This window comes from Priestia sp. P5 (assembly GCF_029522155.1).
Classification (GTDB): domain Bacteria; phylum Bacillota; class Bacilli; order Bacillales; family Bacillaceae_H; genus Priestia; species Priestia megaterium_E.
The window spans coordinates 2,105,802-2,124,340 of record NZ_JAKWFJ010000001.1 but is presented as its reverse complement, the minus strand read 5'-3'; the positions used below and the strand labels follow the sequence as shown (position 1 = coordinate 2,124,340).

At 38.4% G+C, this 18,539-nt stretch carries 16 protein-coding genes and 2 riboswitches; of the genes, 4 read left to right on the top strand and 12 right to left on the bottom strand.

Going from position 1 to position 18,539, the window contains the following annotated elements; all coding sequences use genetic code 11:
* Positions 1-12: 12 nt before the first annotated feature.
* From MMB69_RS11470 to MMB69_RS11455, 4 genes are all read right to left on the bottom strand, one after another.
* Positions 13-393 carry a (2Fe-2S) ferredoxin domain-containing protein gene (locus tag MMB69_RS11470; RefSeq protein ID WP_028413115.1) on the bottom strand — a complete coding sequence of 127 codons (381 nt, stop codon included), beginning with the start codon at positions 391-393 and terminating at the stop codon, positions 13-15.
* A gap of 100 nt (positions 394-493) precedes the next feature.
* Positions 494-673: riboswitch (cobalamin riboswitch) on the bottom strand.
* A gap of 118 nt (positions 674-791) precedes the next feature.
* A riboswitch (cobalamin riboswitch) is annotated at positions 792-970 on the bottom strand.
* A 145-nt stretch (positions 971-1,115) separates the two neighbouring features.
* Complete coding sequence (locus MMB69_RS11465; protein WP_014459832.1) at positions 1,116-1,274, bottom strand: hypothetical protein; 159 nt, start codon at positions 1,272-1,274, stop codon at positions 1,116-1,118.
* A 352-nt stretch (positions 1,275-1,626) separates the two neighbouring features.
* The gene (locus MMB69_RS11460; RefSeq protein ID WP_277447749.1) at positions 1,627-2,664 is read right to left on the bottom strand and encodes a M42 family metallopeptidase; all 1,038 of its coding nucleotides are present in this window, start codon (positions 2,662-2,664) and stop codon (positions 1,627-1,629) included.
* Between the two features lie 107 nt (positions 2,665-2,771).
* Positions 2,772-4,043: a cation:dicarboxylate symporter family transporter gene (locus MMB69_RS11455; protein WP_251444025.1), complete on the bottom strand. Its 1,272-nt coding sequence runs from the start codon at positions 4,041-4,043 to the stop codon at positions 2,772-2,774.
* A 386-nt stretch (positions 4,044-4,429) separates the two neighbouring features.
* Between MMB69_RS11455 and brnQ the strand changes: the two genes are divergently transcribed.
* On the top strand, positions 4,430-5,785 hold the full coding sequence (gene brnQ / locus MMB69_RS11450; RefSeq protein WP_034651532.1) for a branched-chain amino acid transport system II carrier protein: 1,356 nt from the start codon (positions 4,430-4,432) through the stop codon (positions 5,783-5,785).
* A 39-nt stretch (positions 5,786-5,824) separates the two neighbouring features.
* Here the strand turns inward: brnQ and MMB69_RS11445 are convergent, their stop codons facing one another.
* From MMB69_RS11445 to MMB69_RS11430, 4 genes are all read right to left on the bottom strand, one after another.
* Positions 5,825-6,202 carry a hypothetical protein gene (locus MMB69_RS11445; protein WP_221785015.1) on the bottom strand — a complete coding sequence of 126 codons (378 nt, stop codon included), beginning with the start codon at positions 6,200-6,202 and terminating at the stop codon, positions 5,825-5,827.
* A gap of 297 nt (positions 6,203-6,499) precedes the next feature.
* Positions 6,500-6,697, bottom strand: a complete 198-nt coding sequence (locus MMB69_RS11440; RefSeq protein ID WP_013057324.1) for an IDEAL domain-containing protein — start codon at positions 6,695-6,697, stop codon at positions 6,500-6,502.
* Between the two features lie 134 nt (positions 6,698-6,831).
* A complete protein-coding gene (locus MMB69_RS11435; protein WP_098999400.1) occupies positions 6,832-8,115 on the bottom strand; it encodes an ammonium transporter in 1,284 nt (427 codons plus the stop codon).
* Positions 8,112-8,528, bottom strand: coding sequence for a hypothetical protein (locus MMB69_RS11430; RefSeq protein ID WP_013057326.1), 417 nt, complete (start codon positions 8,526-8,528; stop codon positions 8,112-8,114). The genes MMB69_RS11435 and MMB69_RS11430 overlap by 4 nt, the downstream gene beginning before the upstream one ends.
* A 429-nt stretch (positions 8,529-8,957) precedes the next feature.
* On the opposite strand from MMB69_RS11430, the gene MMB69_RS11425 reads away from it, so the two are divergent.
* Positions 8,958-9,410 carry a DUF1641 domain-containing protein gene (locus MMB69_RS11425; protein ID WP_013057327.1) on the top strand — a complete coding sequence of 151 codons (453 nt, stop codon included), beginning with the start codon at positions 8,958-8,960 and terminating at the stop codon, positions 9,408-9,410.
* Positions 9,411-9,443: 33 nt separating this feature from the next.
* Positions 9,444-10,622 (top strand): NAD(P)/FAD-dependent oxidoreductase, encoded by a 1,179-nt coding sequence (locus MMB69_RS11420; RefSeq protein ID WP_013057328.1) that lies wholly within the window; start codon positions 9,444-9,446, stop codon positions 10,620-10,622.
* Positions 10,623-10,667: 45 nt separating this feature from the next.
* Here MMB69_RS11420 and MMB69_RS11415 read toward each other — a convergent pair whose 3' ends face one another.
* From MMB69_RS11415 to MMB69_RS11400, 4 genes are all read right to left on the bottom strand, one after another.
* Complete coding sequence (locus MMB69_RS11415) at positions 10,668-11,624, bottom strand: AEC family transporter (RefSeq protein ID WP_063247862.1); 957 nt, start codon at positions 11,622-11,624, stop codon at positions 10,668-10,670.
* A gap of 12 nt (positions 11,625-11,636) precedes the next feature.
* Positions 11,637-13,340, bottom strand: coding sequence for an NAD-dependent malic enzyme (locus MMB69_RS11410; protein ID WP_277447748.1), 1,704 nt, complete (start codon positions 13,338-13,340; stop codon positions 11,637-11,639).
* A 240-nt stretch (positions 13,341-13,580) separates the two neighbouring features.
* On the bottom strand, positions 13,581-15,032 hold the full coding sequence (locus MMB69_RS11405; protein WP_221785013.1) for a M20 family metallopeptidase: 1,452 nt from the start codon (positions 15,030-15,032) through the stop codon (positions 13,581-13,583).
* 22 nt (positions 15,033-15,054) lie between these two features.
* Entirely contained in the window at positions 15,055-16,278 is a 1,224-nt protein-coding gene (locus MMB69_RS11400; RefSeq protein ID WP_221785012.1) for an MFS transporter, read from the bottom strand.
* A gap of 169 nt (positions 16,279-16,447) precedes the next feature.
* Here MMB69_RS11400 and MMB69_RS11395 point away from each other — a divergent pair, with 169 nt between their 5' ends.
* Complete coding sequence (locus tag MMB69_RS11395; RefSeq protein WP_277447747.1) at positions 16,448-18,526, top strand: helix-turn-helix domain-containing protein; 2,079 nt, start codon at positions 16,448-16,450, stop codon at positions 18,524-18,526.
* The last annotated feature ends 13 nt before the right edge of the window (positions 18,527-18,539 follow it).

Genomic DNA, 18,539 nt, shown 5'->3' with positions numbered 1-18,539 from the left:
CTAGCTCCTCCTTTATGCGTTACTTTTTACTTTGTCAATTCCTTCTATGGAGTCACTGTTTTCTGGAGAAACGAAACCATTTTGATCATATTCATAAATAAGCGATTCCTTTATACTGCAGCCCCCTGCTAAATGCTCTTCAACAATTCGATGAGCTACGTTTTCAGTGACCTGCTTGTACCAATCTCCTGAAGGGTACACGATAGCTACAGGAGCATCTTTGCATCTTCCGTTACAGCGCGTGCGGGTTGTATGAACCGCTTCATCTAGATTCAGTTCGGTCACTTTATTTCGAATAGCCTGCGTGGCTTCTTCTCCACCTTTTCTCATACAGCTGCTTCCATTACAAATCAATACGTGATGCTTTGTTGCATTCAAGTTCCAAGTCGTCACACTCATTCTCTCCTTTACTAAAAAAACGCCTCTATCAATGATAGAGGCGCAGAAAATTCAAACTAAGTTTTTGCACTTCCACCTATATCCCGTAGGGTAAGCTTCGCATTAGAAAAAGGCTGGTTTCCTGACTTCGATTCATTACTTGATTGCGCCTTCCCGAATACAGTGGCATATGCAATCAGCTCCTCTTCACAGTGGCGGGTACCGCGCTGGCTTCACACCAGACTTCCCATTTAACGCAATGTGGTCATTGCGCACCTTTTTTGCACGATATGTAGTTTTAGGATATGAGAAAAACCCGCTTCGCTAATATGCGAGCGGGTAAAACGTCAGAATAAGAGTGTACACGAATGCCACTTTAAGCCAACGTTTCCCTTCCCGCTCCCCGGAGAAATAGAAACTTCACAATAAAGACAGGTCTCCTGACTTGTGTATCATTCTACTTGAGAACCTTCCCGTGATTTTTTCACAGTGGTTATACTCGTTCGTCCACACTTACAGTTGCGGGGACAGTACTGGTCTTACACCAGTTTCCCTATTAAGCCTTCTTGGCATCTTTACTGTTGCTGTTTGATATATATGAACCTTTTAAACTATCAGAATAATAGAAGTAACTACCATATCATAGCGTACATTTTTTTTTATTTCAACTCTATTCTTTTCGTAAGATACAAGAAGCTATAAAAAAACAAGAGCATAAAGTCAGCTCTTGTTTTTCATTATATAGCTACTAATGTTAAATGAGGATCATTATAATACACGACTTCTGAAAGAACTTTACAGCCATTTGTTTTTGCAAAAGCTTCTCTCGCCTGCGTTTCAGTTTCAAATTCAAACATTTTCATTTCTTTTCCAGCATACACCGTCAGTACCCACATGAAAAGATTCGCCTCCGATTATTGTAGTGATCGCTATATCCACATTATGACGAAAGCATTTCCTTTTGAAAACCCATTCTACAAAACTTGTCACAAGAAACTTTTAAAAATTTAAAAACATTTTAACTTCTGTAAATGAACAAAATGTACAAAAGGTTGAAGTAGTATTATACCTCTTTAAAAAAGGTGCTTTTTTACCAACTGTTGCTTCACCAGTAAAAAAATATATAGTATTTATTAAAAAAAGAAGCCGGACAGTCGGCTTCTTTTTTAGGAAAGGAAAGTACAGACATCACAGTCCCGTCCCGCTCTTTGTTCTGCATAAAAAATACACTAATTAAATATTCCTTTCTTAAAGCAGAACCATGTTTGACTGCACATAGTGGTGAAGAAGCTTATACGTATGGTTCAATGAATCTTGATGCGTTCTCTCAAACGCATGAGAAGAATCAATTCCTGGACCAATTAAGCCGTGTACGATGTCATGCCCCGCACGAATAGCAGCGGAAGCATCTGATCCGTAAAACGGATAAATATCTAATTTATACTGAATATCATGCTGCTTAGCTAGCTCCACCAAATGCTTTCTCAAACCGTAATGATACGGTCCGCTTGAATCTTTTACACAAATAGACACGGTGTATTCATCAGTAGATTGTCCATCTCCCATAGCACCCATATCAACCGCTAAGTATTCTACCGTTTGAGGCGTAATGTTTGAATTCCCTCCGTATCCAATTTCTTCATTATTTGAAATGAGAAAATGCGTAGTGTATGGCAGTTCGATCTGTTCTTCTTGAATTGTTTTCATGAGCTGAAGCAATAAAGCTACGCTTGCTTTATCATCGAGATGACGAGATTTAATAAAACCGCTTTTGGTTATTTCTACACGGGGATCAAACGAAACAAAGTCGCCGACTTCAATTCCAAGGCTGCGAATATCTTCTGCGCTATGTACTTTTTCATCCAATCGAATTTCTATATTTTCTTGATTTCGCTCAGCTTCCCCTGCATCTTTATACACATGAACAGAAGTTTGATGCATAAGGATGGTTCCTGTAAATACTTCTCCTGATGAAGTTTCAATTTCACAATATTCTCCTTCAATAGAATTGTAGCGAAACCCTCCAATCAGGTCGATTTTCAGACGTCCACTAGGTTTGATTTCTTTTACCATAGCACCTAATGTATCGACATGAGCCGTCAGCATGCGGTGATGATCTGTATCTTTACCGGGAATAGTAGCGACTAAGCCTCCTTTTCGATTGCGATACGTTTGAATATTTAGCTCTTTTACATAGTCTTCGACAAATGAAATCACCTTTTCTGTATTTCCAGAAGGACTGGGAATCGAAACAAGCTTTTTAATTAACTGAACAGTTTCCGTCATTATGACACTTCCTTTGTCTCTCATTTCTTTTATTTTACCATATGTTTCAAAAAAGATAACACGCAGCTCCAAACAAAAAAGCCGGGCAGCTGCCCGGCTTTTTTGTTTTAAGCTATGTTTGATTTCTTTAATTTATTTGTATAATTTAATGATTTTTGCTTATCAAACTCGCCTTCAGACTTGGACATTACAATTGCAGCTAGAGCATTTCCTACTACGTTAACTGTGGTACGCATCATATCAAGAATGCGGTCAATTCCTGCAATAAATGCCATGCCTTCAAGAGGGAAGCCCATAGATTCAAGCGTAGCAAGTACAACTACAAACGATGCCCCTGGTACACCAGCCATTCCTTTTGAGGTTAACATTAGCACAAGAAGGAGCTGAATTTGATCCATAATGGAAAGGTCGATGCCGTACATTTGAGCAATAAACAGCGATGCCAGCGCCTGATAAATGGTTGAACCGTCTAAGTTAAACGTGTAGCCTGTTGGAATAACAAACGATGTAACCGATTTAGAACAACCGAAGTCTTCCATCTTTTTGATAAGAGATGGTAAAACGGCTTCTGAACTTGCCGTTGTAAAAGCAAGAAGCAGCTCGTCTTTTAACACTTTTATCAGCGTAAACATGCTTGTTCCAGCCATTTTAGCGATAATTCCAAGAACCACAAGCACAAAGAAAATCATGGTGAAGTAAACGGCGAACACTAATTTTCCTAATGGAATAAGTGATCCGACACCAAACTTTATAATATTAACACCAATAAGTGCAAATACACCTACTGGAGCAAATTTCATCACCAAATTAGTTACCCAAAACATTGCATCCAAGACGCCTTCAAAAAAGGCTAAAACAGGTTTTCCTCTCTCTCCAATCGAAGCTACGCCTACACCAAACAGTACGGAAAATAAAATGATTGGTAAAAGATCGCCTTCTGCTACCGATTGAAAGACGTTTGTCGGAACAATATGAAGAAGCTCTTGAGCAATCCCTGTACTTTCAGACGTTTTTGCCGTTGCCTCATATTGAGAAATATCGCTTTTTTCAATATGCCCCATATCAACCCCTGCACCAGGGTGGAATAAGTTCGCGGCAATAATCCCCACTACAATAGCAATGGTTGTAACAATTTCAAAATAAAGAATTGTTTTTCCGCCAAGCTTACCTAATTTTTTGATATCGCCTACTCCTGCGACCGCTACGATTAATGCTGAAATCACAATCGGTACGACAATCATCTTAATTAAATGAATAAATATGTCTCCAACCGGCTGTAAAATAGAAATGGCTGTATCGCTTCCATAAAAAATAGCACCTACAGCTACGCCTAAAATCAGTCCAATTAGAATCTGAGTTGCTAGACCTAACCTTTTCACTTTCTTGCTCCTTTCGCACAGTTGACTTTCATCCATCGAGCATATGCGGTTCCGCGAACCGTGTATAAATATACATCCTTACAGCACCTTATGTAAACAGTTCTTTACTAAAAGGATATAAGGCCGCACATGCGAATTTTTAAAAGCCACGGTTCTGTTTTATCATATCAAATAATTGTTGTATATTGAGATTTTTTTGCTAAGTATTTTTCTATTTTTGCTATTTCAGCGAATAAATTAAAAAAATAAAATTTTATATTGAAATATGCATTTTAGGTTAGTATAATACGATACATGTTTATTTTTATTATTCGAATATAAAATTCTGAAAATTTTAATTATTCAACACGATAATAAAAAGCATTTATAATTTTGGAGGTTTTAACGTGTCAAACAAAGTTCCTTTTTCATTTATAGTGGTTATTGGCTTTATGCTTTTTGCCCTATTCTTCGGCGCAGGTAATTTAATCTTCCCTGCAATGTTAGGTCAGTCTGCTGGAAGCAATATTTGGTCAGCAAACGCTGGATTTTTAGTAACGGGTGTAGGTCTGCCTCTTCTAGGCGTTCTCGCATTTGGTTTTTCCGGAAAAGAGGATCTGCAGTCTTTAGCTAGTCGCGTACACCCAGCTTTCGGTATTATCTTTACTACGATTTTATACTTGGCAATCGGACCGCTTTTTGCGATGCCAAGAACGGGAAGCGTTTCGTTCGAAATTGGCGTTAAGCCTTTTTTATCAGAAAATCCAGGACACCTTCCCCTTATCATTTTCACGGTAATTTTCTTTACTATTACCTGCTTTTTTTCGCTAAACCCTGCGAAAATTGTCGATTTAGTAGGAAAAGTTTTAACACCTATTAAATTAACGTTTATTGGAATATTGGTAGTTGTAGCCGTTGTGAACCCAATTGGAAAATTTGAAGCACCAAGCGAAGCTTATACAACACACTCATTTTTTAAAGGCTTCCAAGAAGGCTACTTAACAATGGATACACTAGCATCATTTGTTTTTGGAATTATTATTATTAATGCAATTAAAGAAAAAGGAGCAAAAACCAACCGACAAATCATCACAATTTGTGCAAAAGCTACGGCTATCGCTGCCGTTATTTTAGCTCTTATTTATAGTGCATTGTCCTATATGGGTGCTTCAAGCGTATCAGAGCTTGGACGTCTTGATAACGGAGGTACGGTTTTGGCTGAAGTATCAAATTACTACTTTGGCTCTTACGGAGGAATTCTTTTAGGTCTGATGATTACCGTTGCTTGTTTAACAACAAGTGTAGGCCTTGTAACGTCTTGTTCATCTTTCTTCCATAAGCTGTTTCCAAGGGTTTCTTATAAGTTGATTGCTGTCATTTTATCAGCATTCAGCGCCGTTGTAGCAAACTTTGGTTTAACGGAATTAATCGCTATTTCGGTTCCAGTCTTAACAGCTATTTATCCGTTAGCTATTGTGTTAATTGCTTTAACATTCTTACATCCTTTATTTAAAGGACGTTCTGAAGTTTACCAAGTAAGCCTTCTGTTCACGTTTATCGTTAGTTTATTTGATGGCTTAAATGCTGCTGGATTCAAAATTGCGGCAGTAAACGATCTGTTTACATCGATTCTACCTATGTATGGAGTGGGTCTCGGCTGGGTAGTTCCTGCTATTGTAGGAGGATTAATCGGTCTTGGCATTACCTTCCTTCGCACAAATGATAATACAAACAGAAACACTTCAAGAAAATTGATTAAATAAAAAGAGGATGCGAGTGCATCCTCTTTTTATTATGGAGTCTTATGAGTAAGGAGTTTTTTTCTCCATTAACTTCACTTCTTCTTTTAACACATGTTTTTCGTATAGATATTTATCCGTTCGTTGAAAATGATATTTATCAGCTTTTTCTTTTTCAGATGTGGTCAAAAGCACTCGACGATCAGAAGCATCTGACACACCAAACGTTTCATTTTGATAAGTAGCATACGGAGCTATAAAAAACACTTCTTCAACAGCATCACGAGGAACTTCTTTTGTAAAAGTCGTGTCATTGTATGGAATGAATCCATTTGCTACATCGCCTTCATCATAGCTAATTAGCTTTACACACCCGTTTTCCGTTTCATAACATTCGTAATCTCGTTCATTATATGCTGCATACAAACCTTTTCGAATCACAAAAAACCAGTCCTTTACATTGGGTTAGCAACCGCTGGTACAAATCGTTTTTCTTCTGCCACATAGGTAGCTACAAGTACTTCTTCCCCATTTACCACTTGATATAGTTCCGCTCCGTTTGATAGTGGATAATAGTTATCAAATTTGAACTCTGGAACGGTTTCCCCGTTTCGAGATCCCGTAAACCCATTAAGCGTACATGGAGGTCCGTAATTATTACTAATTAATCCCTTTTAGTAGGTCTCAAAAATAAAACACGCCATCCAAAATAGATGGCGTGTGAAGTATAGTAAGTAATTAAGAAATTTGTTTAAGTTCTGATGAGAGTTTTAAAAACTCTTCTTTATTTTTCATCAATAGCGTGCGGTCGATTTCTTCTTTTAGCTGTGCTTTACGAAATTCTGCAATCGCCTTATCTAAAATCATCTCAGCGAATAATGCATCAAGCACCTTTCCGTTGGATTTTTGCGGTGAATTAAGTAAATTCTTTTTCATAAGAAATCAACTCCTTGGCTTTTTTATAATATAACACAAATATTCTGACTTTTCAATCATTTAAACCAAGTATTTTACATCTATTTTTTTCCACATAAAAAGGCCGCCCTTTTGTTATAAAGCGCGGCCTTTTATTACGAATCTGCGGCTTTTTCTTTTACTTCCGCATAGTAGTTTTCATATTCAATAAATTCAGGAGCTTGATGAGCTGCCATGATACCGTGGTAGCTGATATCTAAGCCTACTTCTTCTTCTTCTTCCGTAGATCGAAGCGGAACCACCAAAGAAATAACCTTTAACCCTATCCACGTCGTAACAAATCCCCAAGCGCATAGAGCGATTAACCCAAGAAGTTGAACGCCAAGTAACGTCCAGCCTCCTCCTGTAAACACACCGCCGTCTGTAGAAAACAAGCCCACAGCCAACGTGCCCCATATTCCCGAAGCAGCGTGTACAGGAAAAGCTCCTACAGGATCGTCGATTTGACGTGCTTCGAGCCAGTTTGTAGCTGCCATCATTAATAAGCCAGATACAGCTCCAATAAAAATAGCAGATGGTGTGTTAACAAAAGCGCACCCCGCCGTAATGCCAACCAGTCCGGCAAGCGATCCATTTATTACAGAAGGTGCATCTGAACGGTTGTAGCGAAATAAAGTATAAAATAAAGTAGCTGCTCCGCCTGCTGCTGCTGATAACATTGTGACAATAGCAATGTGACCAATTCTAACGTCAGTGGCACTTAGCGTACTTCCTGCATTAAACCCGAACCATCCAAACCATAATAAAAAAGCACCCACTGATGCAAGCGGCAAATTGCTTGGAAGAGAAACAGAACTAATTCCATTTTTCGTGAACTTCCCTTTTCTCGGTCCAATCATGATTGCAGCTGCTAAAGCTGAAAAACCGCCAAGAGCATGGATCACTGCCGAACCGGCAAAATCAAGCATCCCTAGCTTACTAATCCATCCGCCTCCCCAAATCCAGTGTCCGGCTATAGGATAAATAAATGTAGTCATTAAAATCGCATATAAAAGATATGCGCGGAAATTAATTCGTTCTGCCACCGCTCCAGAAACGATAGAAATGACCGCAATAACAAACGCACATTGAAACAGCCAAAACGTTTCAAGCCCAATTGGAATGTCAAGGTGCGATAAATTACCTGAGAGCGCAAAACCGCTTTTACCGACGATTCCACCTAAATCATCGCCGTACATTAATCCAAACCCAATTAAATAGAAACAAAGCGTTCCTATTGTAATATCAGCGAATACTTTCATAATAATATTCACGCTATTCTTATAGCGGACAAAACCTGCCTCTAGCAAGGCAAAGCCGCCTTCCATTAACAAAATCATCGCTGCTGTTAATACAACCCACGTTGTATTTATACCTAAACTTAGTTCATTAACACTCATATCCCAACGCCTCCACTGCTTTTTAATCGTTTTATTTCTTGTACAATAGCAGGCGAAAGCGTAATTTCACTTGTTTCTTCATTTTCTGCTTTTATTAATTCAAGAACTTCATGAAGTTCTCGCATTTGTGCTTTAAGGTGATCAATTTTTTTAAAGCGTTCCTTTACGTATACCATATACTCGACCGCTTGATGCTGACTTAAAGGACGCCCGGTAAAAAATTTACGAAACGGTGATAGTGATTGATACCAAGCTTCTTCAGCACGTTTCTTCTCTTCGTATTTACTAATTTTCGTTTTTATATCTTCTATTTCTTGTGCTTTAGCTTCTTTTAACTTCATTATAAATTCAATTAATTTTAATTGAGGCAATGTAATGACCACATTATGATAAAGTTCATCCACTATAACCATGTTATATCTCCTTACATAAGATGTTATATTCTGATTATATGTAGAACAACATAGTAAGTCAATGTAATTTTTTGAAAACTCTTTAAATAGTAAATGCGCCCTATCTTTTTAATACTTATAGAATATTAAGTTCGTATGTGTTGAAATATGACGTTATTTGTTTTATCGTAGGAAGAGGAATCATGTTAGTTCCCTATTTTAATTTTATTTACCTAGGCAATTATTCGCTTTATTTTTTATAAACTTTTATTAAACAAAGGGTTACGAGGTTCTTCACTTATTTTTTCAACGAAATGAGTTGATTTTATCTCGTATTAAAATTAAAATAGAATTATGTGCAAGATTTCACAACTTCACAATGTAGTTTGAAAGTCTAGCAGATAACTAGGAACTACATATGCAACAGTATCCAGCAAAGGAGGACTTTTCATGTCTCAATCAACTATTCAAAAATCAGCTGCAGAGGAAAATGCTGCTGTACAAACAGAAGCGGCAGTTAACAAAGGTCAAGCGGATGTGTTAGATCAATTGTTAAAGCCTGAAGTACAAGAAGCTCTTACTGTTCTTGTAGATAATTTACCAAAATTATCTGAAATGGTAACGGTGCTTACAAAAACTTACGACGTTGCGCAATCATTATTAACTGACGACGTATTAAAAGAAGATCTACTTGGTGGAGTAAAAGAATTTATCGAGCCAGTAGAAGGAACAGTAAAAGGTCTTGCAGCTACTGCAATCGAAGCAAACGATCGTGCAGAAGCAAATGCTTCTAATTCAATCGGTTTATTCGGTTTATTACGCATGCTTAAAGATCCACAAGCTCAAAAACTATTCCGCTTTGCACAAGCGTATTTAGACATTACAAACGAAAAACAAAAATAATTTTCATTAAAAAGTGTGGACGGAGGATCGACTATGTCAAAACATATTTTAATTTTAGGCGGCGGTTACGGTGGTTTATTAACTGCAATGACAGCTCGCCAACACCTAAGTGCGGATGAAGCAAAAATTACAGTAGTGAACCGTTTTGCTACTCACCAAATCATTACAGAATTACACCGTCTAGCTGTAGGCGGCGTTTCTGAACAAGCGGTAGCTTTACCACTTGATAAATTACTTAAAAACTACAACGTTGATTTAAAAATTGCAACGGTAAAAGAAATCTCACCAGATCAACGTGAAGTATCTCTTGAAGATGGTACAAAATTAAGCTACGACTACCTTGTTACAGCTTTAGGTAGTGAAACTGCTTACTTCGGTATCCCTGGTTTAGAAGAGCACAGCTTCGTTCTTAAATCAGTAAATGATGCAAACCGTTTACGTGCGCACGTAGAAGCTTGTATCGCTGAATACAGCAAAACAAAAAATAAAGCTGACGGTACAATCGTAGTTGGCGGTGGCGGATTAACAGGTATCGAACTTGTTGGTGAATACGCTGACTTAATGCCAAGCCTATGTCTAAAACACGGTGTTGATCCAAAAGAAATTTCTCTATACTGTGTAGAAGCAGCTCCTACAGTTCTTCCAGGCTTCCCTGCTGAATTAGTAGAGCGCGCTCAATCAAGCTTAACAAAACGTGGCGTTACATTTGTTACTGGTACACCTGTAACAAAAATGGATGCTACAACTGTTGAACTTAAAGACGGCAGCAAAATTGAAACAAAAACAATGGTATGGACTGGCGGAGTTCAAGGTAACTCTGTAGTTGCTAACTCAGGTATCGAAGTAAACCGCGGTCGTGCACTTGTAAATGAATTCTTACAATCTACATCTCATAAAGATGTATTCCTTGCTGGTGACTCAGCGGTTGTAATGGGTCCAGAAGGTCGCCCTTACCCACCTACTGCTCAATTAGCTTGGCAAATGGGTGAAGTTGTAGGCGTGAACTTAGCAGTAGCTATTCGCGGCGGAGCAATGGAATCATTCGTTCCTGTCTTCTCTGGTACACTAGGAAGTCTTGGACGCAAAGATGCAATTGGTACAATCGGCGGAAACAAAACGCAATTAAAAGGTTTACCAGCATCACTTATGAAAGAAGCAAGTAACGTTCGTTACTTATCTCATATTAAAGGATTATTTGCATTAGCTTATTAATCCGTCTTAAAACGAAAGAGGAATTCTCCTCTTTCGTTTTTTTATTTACATAAGCCAAGAAATAAGAAGCGGCAGCGTAATCAACGACAAAATAGCACTAATGACAAAAGCAGATGCGGTTTCGTTTTCCAAACTTTCAAACCGCAAAGCAATCATCGCAGCTACAGCAGACCCAGGAAAAGCTACCAGTAAAATAGCTTTTGTCACTTCATCTGAAGACAATCCTATCCATACTGCAATTCCGAGCATAACGATGGGTTGAACCGCTACTTTTAAGACAGCGATCCCAAGCGCGCCTTTACTGAAGTTAATTTTTCCAATTCCAATCGTTACTCCTACCGCAAACAAAGCTGCTCCCGATGTGATACTTCCGATTTGATCAAGCATATCCTGTAAAAGTTTAGGTGACTGAAAGCCGCAAAGCGTTAAAATCACTCCAATTAACGGTACACATGCCAAAGGCTCAGATAGACCATGCAAAATAGAATGAACTGTTACTTTGAATAAACTTGTTTTCTCTTCCCCTTCTTTTCGCCCCCGTTGTCCAACGGTTCCTAAAATCGTTGCCAGCGGATCTAAAATCGCGTTTACCACTATTCCTGTTATAGCAATTGGAATCGCTACGGCGCCTGCACCAAACAATCCTCCGAGTACTGGAATGCCCATAAAAGCAAACGTTGGCTGAGCTGAGTTTAGGGCAAACATAGAAGAAGAAGTTAACGTATGCTTCCCTGCATACTTCACGACGAGCAATATAATGAGGTAAAACCCGACGATTCCTAAAATCAGCGCTACTAAAAACGGCCATTCGTCTATGAGTGTTTTTCTTGGCGTTGTCGTTACACCTACAAATAGGTGTGCAGGAAGCGCAAACTTCGTTACTAATGTGTTGAGCCCCTTAGACGTTTGCTTATCAAATTTTTTAAAGTGCCCTGCTAAATAACCAAGCAAAATGACAAAAAAGATAGGCGCGAGAATGAGAAAAATTTGACCTATGCTCATTTATCATTCACCTCATTCATTTTTTGCCTTAACCGGTCTATAAACAGGCTGCCATACCGCTGCTTCTACAAGTTTAGTTACATTTTGTTCGATAACAGTTGCTACGTTATCTTTTACAGCAGCATCGGCAACTGCTACAGCAACCGCCTTTGATACTTTTTGAAGATCTTTAATGTTGGGAAGAAGCGTATCTCCTTTTGTATCTGTTTCTGCTATACGCGCTACTGCATTGGCTGCTTCTGCAAACATAGATTCAGTAAACTTTTGAGCGCAAACCACAATTGTACCTAAACCAAGACCCGGAAACACAAACGCATTATTAGCCTGTCCAATTTCATAAGTGTGCCCGTTATATTCAACGGGTTCAAATGGACTCCCCGTTGCAATAAGGGCTTTTCCTTCCGTCCATTTTATAATATTTTCCGGAACAGCTTCAGCAAGTTTAGTTGGGTTTGAAAGAGGCATAATCACCGGGCGCTCTACATGTTTTGCCATTTCTTTAATAATTTCTTCGGTAAAAGCATCCGTGACGCCTGACGTTCCAATTAAAATCGTTGGCTTCACTTGCTTGACAAGCTCTAACAGTGAAATTTTATTTTCATCGTCTTTTTCCCATTCTTTAATCTCTTCATTTTGGCGAACATACGGCTGTTGAAAAGGAGCTAAATCTTCCATATCTTCGGTTAACAGACCTCTGTAATCATATGCCCAAAAACGATCATACGCTTCTTCTTCAGATAGCCCTTCAAGCATCATCGCACTATGAATACGATCAGCATTCCCAATTCCAGCAGATCCCGGTCCAAATACAACAACCCTCTGATCTTTTAGGGGCGTTCCTGTAATACGCACCGCTGTTAAAACGGCTGCAAGAGTAATTACTCCCGTTCCTTGAATATCATCATTAAACGTTAAAATTTTATCGCCGTATTCTTTCATAATGTGACGCGCGTTAATATTCCCAAGATCCTCCCAATGAAGAAGCGCTTTAGGAAACTTGGCCGTTATTTCTTTTACAAATTGAGCGATAAAACGATTATAGTCTTCTCCTTTTACTCGTTCATGACGATTTCCTAAATACAAAGGATCTTCAAGAAGCTTTTTGTTATTGGTCCCCATGTCAAGAACAACAGGCAGTACGCGGCTTGGGTCAATTCCTGCTGCAGCTGTGTAGACCGCTAACTTTCCAACTGCAATATTTATCCCTCCTACACCCCAGTCCCCGATGCCGAGAATACTTTCTGAATCCGTTACAACAAGCAAATCAATATCTTCGCCGTCGAGTCCTAAGTTTTCAATCGCATCACTTAATCGATCCGCTTCATTTACGGATAAATATAGTCCGTCAGGTCGATGGTATTCATGGCTGTATTCTTGGATGGATTGACCTACAGTAGGCGTGTAAATAATGGGAAGCATTTCACTTAAATGATCGGTTAATAAACGATAAAATAAGACAACGTTCCGGTTATGCAGATCATTCAACGAATTATTTTTTTGAAGATCATTCGGTGCTTTTTTGAACTGCTCATATGCTCTTTTTGCCTGTTCTTCTAACGTTAAAACCGTTGGAGGAAGAAGTCCCTGCAGATGAAGGTTTTCTCTTTCTTCTTCAGTAAAAGCGGAACCTTTATTTAAATAAGAAGTGGATAAAACTGATTTTCCTTTTAATGAAGTTGAAATTGACCCATCTTTTTCTACTTTATATGCTCTCATGTTTTTTTACCTCTTTTCCTAAACAATTAGATAGGGTTAGGTTCAGCAAAGAGATATATTTTTAACCATTTATTTTTAATGAAAACAAAAAAGAGATTGAGCCATAACTACATCAATCCAGTCTAAAGACGAACAAGCCGGATAAATGAAACCTGTGTTCAACCTAACAATAAAAAAATCCGAACGATTCATCGTTCGGATCTTCCTTACACGAAAATACGTTTTTCCCCGCCTCGTTTTTTATACCATGCTATAGTCTTCCTGCTCACTTTCTGAGTAATTAGGTGGCTGTATATGTGAAGGCACAAGACATTCATAGCTTTCCCCTTCTAGCCTATCCTCCAGCTCTTGTTTGGCTTGATTAATCAGCTCTTGATTTTCTATCATTTCAATCGCCGTAGCCGCGATGGCTTTTCCAGCCAATAACATCGCATCGTGGGCATACTCCGTTTTCCCTTGAGCAACAGCTTGCCATGTATGAAACGGCGTAGCATAAGCCCACGTTGCGGTCACGCACTGTGCAGTTGGAACATTCCAGCTAACGTCTGCGACATCAGTTGATCCTGTCATGAAGGAAACATTTTTAGACATAGGAGCAATTTGGTTGAAGACTGGATGATCCGCTAAAGCTCTGTCTAGCAGTGAACCCACTTGTTTTTTTGCTGCTTCTTTATCTTCAGCGGATGTAGACTCGTAAATAGCTTTGGCAAAAGCTATTTCTTCATGTTTCACTTCAGCCAAATTTATCTGCATCATTTGCTTATGCATCAGTTGCTCCATTGTTTGATTTGGAATTAGATTAGCGCAGGCTCCTTGAATTTCCTGTTCCATTTGTGTTTCAGTCATTAAAGCCGCTCCCTTTGCAATTTTCACAACCCGTTCATAAAGTTCTTTTACTTGAGATGGCTTCGGAGCACGAATTAAGTACATCACTTCCGCTTCTGCTTGAACAACATTAGGAGAGATGCCTCCGCTGTTTGTAATGGCATAGTGTACGCGTGCTTCATCTATCATATGTTCACGCATATAATTTACACCAATATTCATCAACTCTACAGCGTCTAAAGCGCTTCTGCCAAGATGAGGACTAGCAGCTGCATGACTGCTTCTTCCTTTAAATTTAAAAGTTGCTTGCATAACCGCATTCGATGACGTATGCATGACACCATTAACGGTAGCGGGATGCCATGAAAACGCGAAGTCTACATCTTGAAAAAATCCTTCTCGTACCATATATGTCTTTCCGTAACCACTTTCTTCGGCTGGACATCCATAGTATCGAACGGTCCCCGGGACATTTTTTTCTTTTAAATATTCTTTGACAGCAAGCGCAGCTGCTAGTGAGCCTGCGCCAAGTAAATTATGTCCACATCCATGGCCATTTCCATTTTTTTTGACTGGATCTGCTACTGCGCACTTATCTTTTTGACTCAGCCCGGTAAGCGCATCGTATTCACCGAGAATAGCGATGATCGGATAACCGTTCCCGTAACTTCCAATAAAACCTGTTTCAAGGTTAGCAATATGTGTACGAAGCGTAAACTCTTCTTTTTCTAACATGTCGCAAATCAGCTGTGCCGACTTATACTCTTCAAACCTCGTTTCTGCATATTCCCATATTTGATCACTGATTTGAGTTAGCTCGTTTCGCTTTTTTTCAATAAGTTGTTCGACTTCTTTAATAATATCCATGAGACACTCTCCTTTTTCTTCATTATTTAACAGCATTTTGTGCGTCCACTACCACTTTTGCAGGTCGAATCGAAAACAACGAAATAGCACAGACAAGAGCGCAAATAATTAATAAAGCAAATGCTGCATTATACGAACCGCCAAACGATTGTACTAAAAAGCCAATGAGCATCGGTGTTAATACGCCGGCTGCTTGAGCTCCTGTATTGATAAAACCATTTGCTGAACCGACCACTGATTCAGGCAGCATTTTTAAAGGAGCTGAAGCGATTAAAATCACATTAAACGAAAACAGCAAGGTGACTGCACTTTGAAAAACGATAAACATGCCTACGCTAGGTGAAATGGCCATGAAGCAAAGAAAAATACCCATCAGTAAACCAAACACCGCCGCTATCGTCTTGTCTTTTCCATCTGGAAGCTTGTCTAAAACAAAGCCGCTAACAAACATTCCTATAATGCCTACAAATGCTGGGATAGCGGAAAGAAAACCGATGTTCGTTAAATTCAAATGTCTTACTTCGGCTAAATATGTAGGCATCCACGACATGAGCCCCCAGTTAATGGCGTAGATACTGAAGTATGCAATAAATAAATTCCAAATCATCGGAGTTTTGATAATTTCTTTTAATGTCATCTGCTTAGCAGGAATAGCAGAAGCCTCTCTTTCTTCCCCCTGCTGCTTTTCTTTTAGTAAAAAAACAAACAGAACCGTAATAGCAAGCCCTATGGCCCCTATGATATAAAAAATGCTTCTCCAGCTTATCGTTTGCATCAGCTGAGTCGCTAGAATCGGGGTAATCACGCCCATGATGGTACCTGACGATAACAAAAAGGACATGGCTCTACTGCGTTCTTGCTGAGGAAACCACCCTGCGATTCCTTTTGATGCAGATGGAAAATAACTCCCTTCCCCTAAACCAAATAAAAAGCGAATGATAATAATAGAAGCAAAAGACCAGGCCATTCCGGTAAAAACCGTAAACAAAGACCATAAAAGCACGGCGATTGTAATGACTTTTTTAAATCCAAAGCGGTCTGCTAGCCACCCCCCAGGTATTTGCATCAGTGCGTATCCTGCAAAAAAGCTGCTTAAGATGATGCCTGTAGAAGAAGCATTCAGATGTAGATCTTTCGAAATATCTAAAATAGCGTAATTAATAATAAAACGATCTAAGTTTCCAAGCGACCAGCCTAAAAATAATAAAAATAAAATGACGTATTTCCAGTTCGACCTTGCTAGCATAAATGCACTCATCTCCTTTTTATTCCATTTAATGTAATGTTTTGTAACAAATCAATTTGTTATATAAATATTAAAAAATTCTGACTATTTTTTCAATGTGTATTTCTATATAATAAGAACTATAACTATGTATTTTTTTACATTAAGTAGTCTATAAGGGGTTGTTAACATGAGTGATTTATTAGCTAATATGAAAGGTTATCTTACATCTATTATCAAAAATAGTCCTTATCAGATTTGGACAAGTATTGATTCTGCAAATTTTAACGTGATTTTTTCCAGTTCTTCATGTTCATCCCTGACTTACACTCCTCCCACTAGCCTACATAACGGCAGTGATTCCTTTCAAAAGCATATGGCATATGAAGAGTTCGAGGAAATTTACTTATCCTTTCCAAATCGCTATGCGTTTGTTGTTCGCATATTTACTAAGCATGACTGGACACCCCCACAAATAAAACAGCTATCAGCTAACTTTTCTCCTTATGTGCTGCAAAAAAAGCTAGAGCGGCATGAGCACATTTTAAACGTGCTTATGAAAAGCATTAAGGAAATCTCACTTTTACAAGACTCAGATTATCTATTAACAAGAATTCTGGAAAATGCTCTTTCTGTTATTTCTGTTGCGGATATGGGCGTGCTGTGGATGTTTGATTCTTCCACTCAATTTCTTTTGCCTCGCGCCTGGTCAGGGGGTCCAAACAGTGAAATTCAAAACATGAAAATGAAAGTTGGGGAAGGAATTATCGGAAAGACATTTAAGCATAATAAAAGCTATATGTATACGAACTTAGAGGATATATTACGCGATTCTTCTACTATGACTGACGATAATATTCATTATCTTAATCAGTCCTATACGTTTACAAACATTCAATCTATCATTTCTGTCCCAATTTGTATGGAAGAACAAACGGTATGCGTACTCATTATTTATCAAAACGGCACAACCCCTCTTTTAAATGAAGAGGATAAAGAATTGTTAGAAAGCTTTTCCGATCAAGTATCGATTGCTCTCTTAAACTCAGCGCTTTTTGAAGATGTAAAAAAACAAAATGAACTTTTAATACGCCGCGATCAAATTCATCGCACCTTCATGAATGTTTCACTTCAAAGTAAAGGAATTGAACCAATACTTACCGAATTGCGCCGAATGGTTACATCTCCTGTCACCATTGTAGATTTTGTTGATAATAAGACCTATGGCTTCTTGAAATTCTTTGATATAGACACAAAAACAGCTGAATTTCACACACATTTTCTTTCACATACAAAGCCTTGTTTTTATACTATTGAGGCAAACAATGAGGCAAACAGTGTTTATATTCACCCCATACACGGCATTGACACGCTCTTAGGGTTACTTATTATGCAGGCAAATCAAGGAGATCTTTCCTCTCTAGATCAAGTGGCACTCGAACAAAGCAGCTCTGTTATTGCATTAGAAATGCTGAAAAAACAAACGTTAGTTGATTTATTTTACAAGCGAACACATGAATTATTTAGTGAATACTTATCGTGTTATGACACCACTTTGCTGTATCAAAAAGCAGCTGAGCTAAACATTGATACAAAAAAGCATATTCTAGTCGCTCTCATTACCATTCGTTCACAAGCGGACCTGCAGCTCTTAAACTTACACCTTCATCGCCTTGTATCTGACATCAAATCGGTTTTCAGCTCAAAAGCACCGGTCGTATACGGATTCGACACCAAAGTAACCATTGTATTTACGCTTGACCCTTATGAAAAACATCATGCTATTATCAAACAATTAGAAGATTTACTCTCAAAATGGCGTTACTACAATGAATGTCATGTAAAAACAGGGATTGGAAGTCGGTATTCTCATTTTACTCAAATAGGAAAAAGTTATAGTGAAGCTGAAAAAGCTATCTCTTACCTTCTGTCTCAGCAGCAAGATGGATGCATGTTGTATGAGGAAATAGGAATTAACCGGCTATTTATTAATCAATCGAAAGAAGAAGTAAAAACCTTTATTGATGAAGTATTTCTCCCTCTTAAGAACAATCATTTGAATGATGAACCTTTAGAACAAACGTTAGAAGCCTACTTCGATAATAATCGCTCTGCTTCACTTACAGCTAAGCAGCTTCATATTCACGTTAATACACTTTATCAGCGCTTAAAGAAAATCGAAGACAAAATGAACATATCATTTACAAATAGTGAGCACCTATTAAAAGTCCAGTTAGCGTGCTATTTGAAAAAATTTCACTACAGCTAAAAAACCGATTCTT

What these genes read in the sequence shown, in the direction of transcription:
- MMB69_RS11465 (WP_014459832.1), bottom strand. Translation starts at nt 1,274, where the DNA reads ATGTGGGTACTGACGGTGTATGCTGGAAAAGAAATGAAAATGTTTGAA.
- MMB69_RS11460 (WP_277447749.1), bottom strand. Translation starts at nt 2,664, where the DNA reads ATGACGGAAACTGTTCAGTTAATTAAAAAGCTTGTTTCGATTCCCAGT.
- MMB69_RS11440 (WP_013057324.1), bottom strand. Translation starts at nt 6,697, where the DNA reads ATGAAAAAGAATTTACTTAATTCACCGCAAAAATCCAACGGAAAGGTG.
- MMB69_RS11435 (WP_098999400.1), bottom strand. Translation starts at nt 8,115, where the DNA reads ATGAGTGTTAATGAACTAAGTTTAGGTATAAATACAACGTGGGTTGTA.
- MMB69_RS11430 (WP_013057326.1), bottom strand. Translation starts at nt 8,528, where the DNA reads ATGGTTATAGTGGATGAACTTTATCATAATGTGGTCATTACATTGCCT.
- MMB69_RS11425 (WP_013057327.1), top strand. Translation starts at nt 8,958, where the DNA reads ATGTCTCAATCAACTATTCAAAAATCAGCTGCAGAGGAAAATGCTGCT.
- MMB69_RS11420 (WP_013057328.1), top strand. Translation starts at nt 9,444, where the DNA reads ATGTCAAAACATATTTTAATTTTAGGCGGCGGTTACGGTGGTTTATTA.
- MMB69_RS11415 (WP_063247862.1), bottom strand. Translation starts at nt 11,624, where the DNA reads ATGAGCATAGGTCAAATTTTTCTCATTCTCGCGCCTATCTTTTTTGTC.
- MMB69_RS11410 (WP_277447748.1), bottom strand. Translation starts at nt 13,340, where the DNA reads ATGAGAGCATATAAAGTAGAAAAAGATGGGTCAATTTCAACTTCATTA.
- MMB69_RS11405 (WP_221785013.1), bottom strand. Translation starts at nt 15,032, where the DNA reads ATGGATATTATTAAAGAAGTCGAACAACTTATTGAAAAAAAGCGAAAC.
- MMB69_RS11400 (WP_221785012.1), bottom strand. Translation starts at nt 16,278, where the DNA reads ATGCTAGCAAGGTCGAACTGGAAATACGTCATTTTATTTTTATTATTT.
- MMB69_RS11395 (WP_277447747.1), top strand. Translation starts at nt 16,448, where the DNA reads ATGAGTGATTTATTAGCTAATATGAAAGGTTATCTTACATCTATTATC.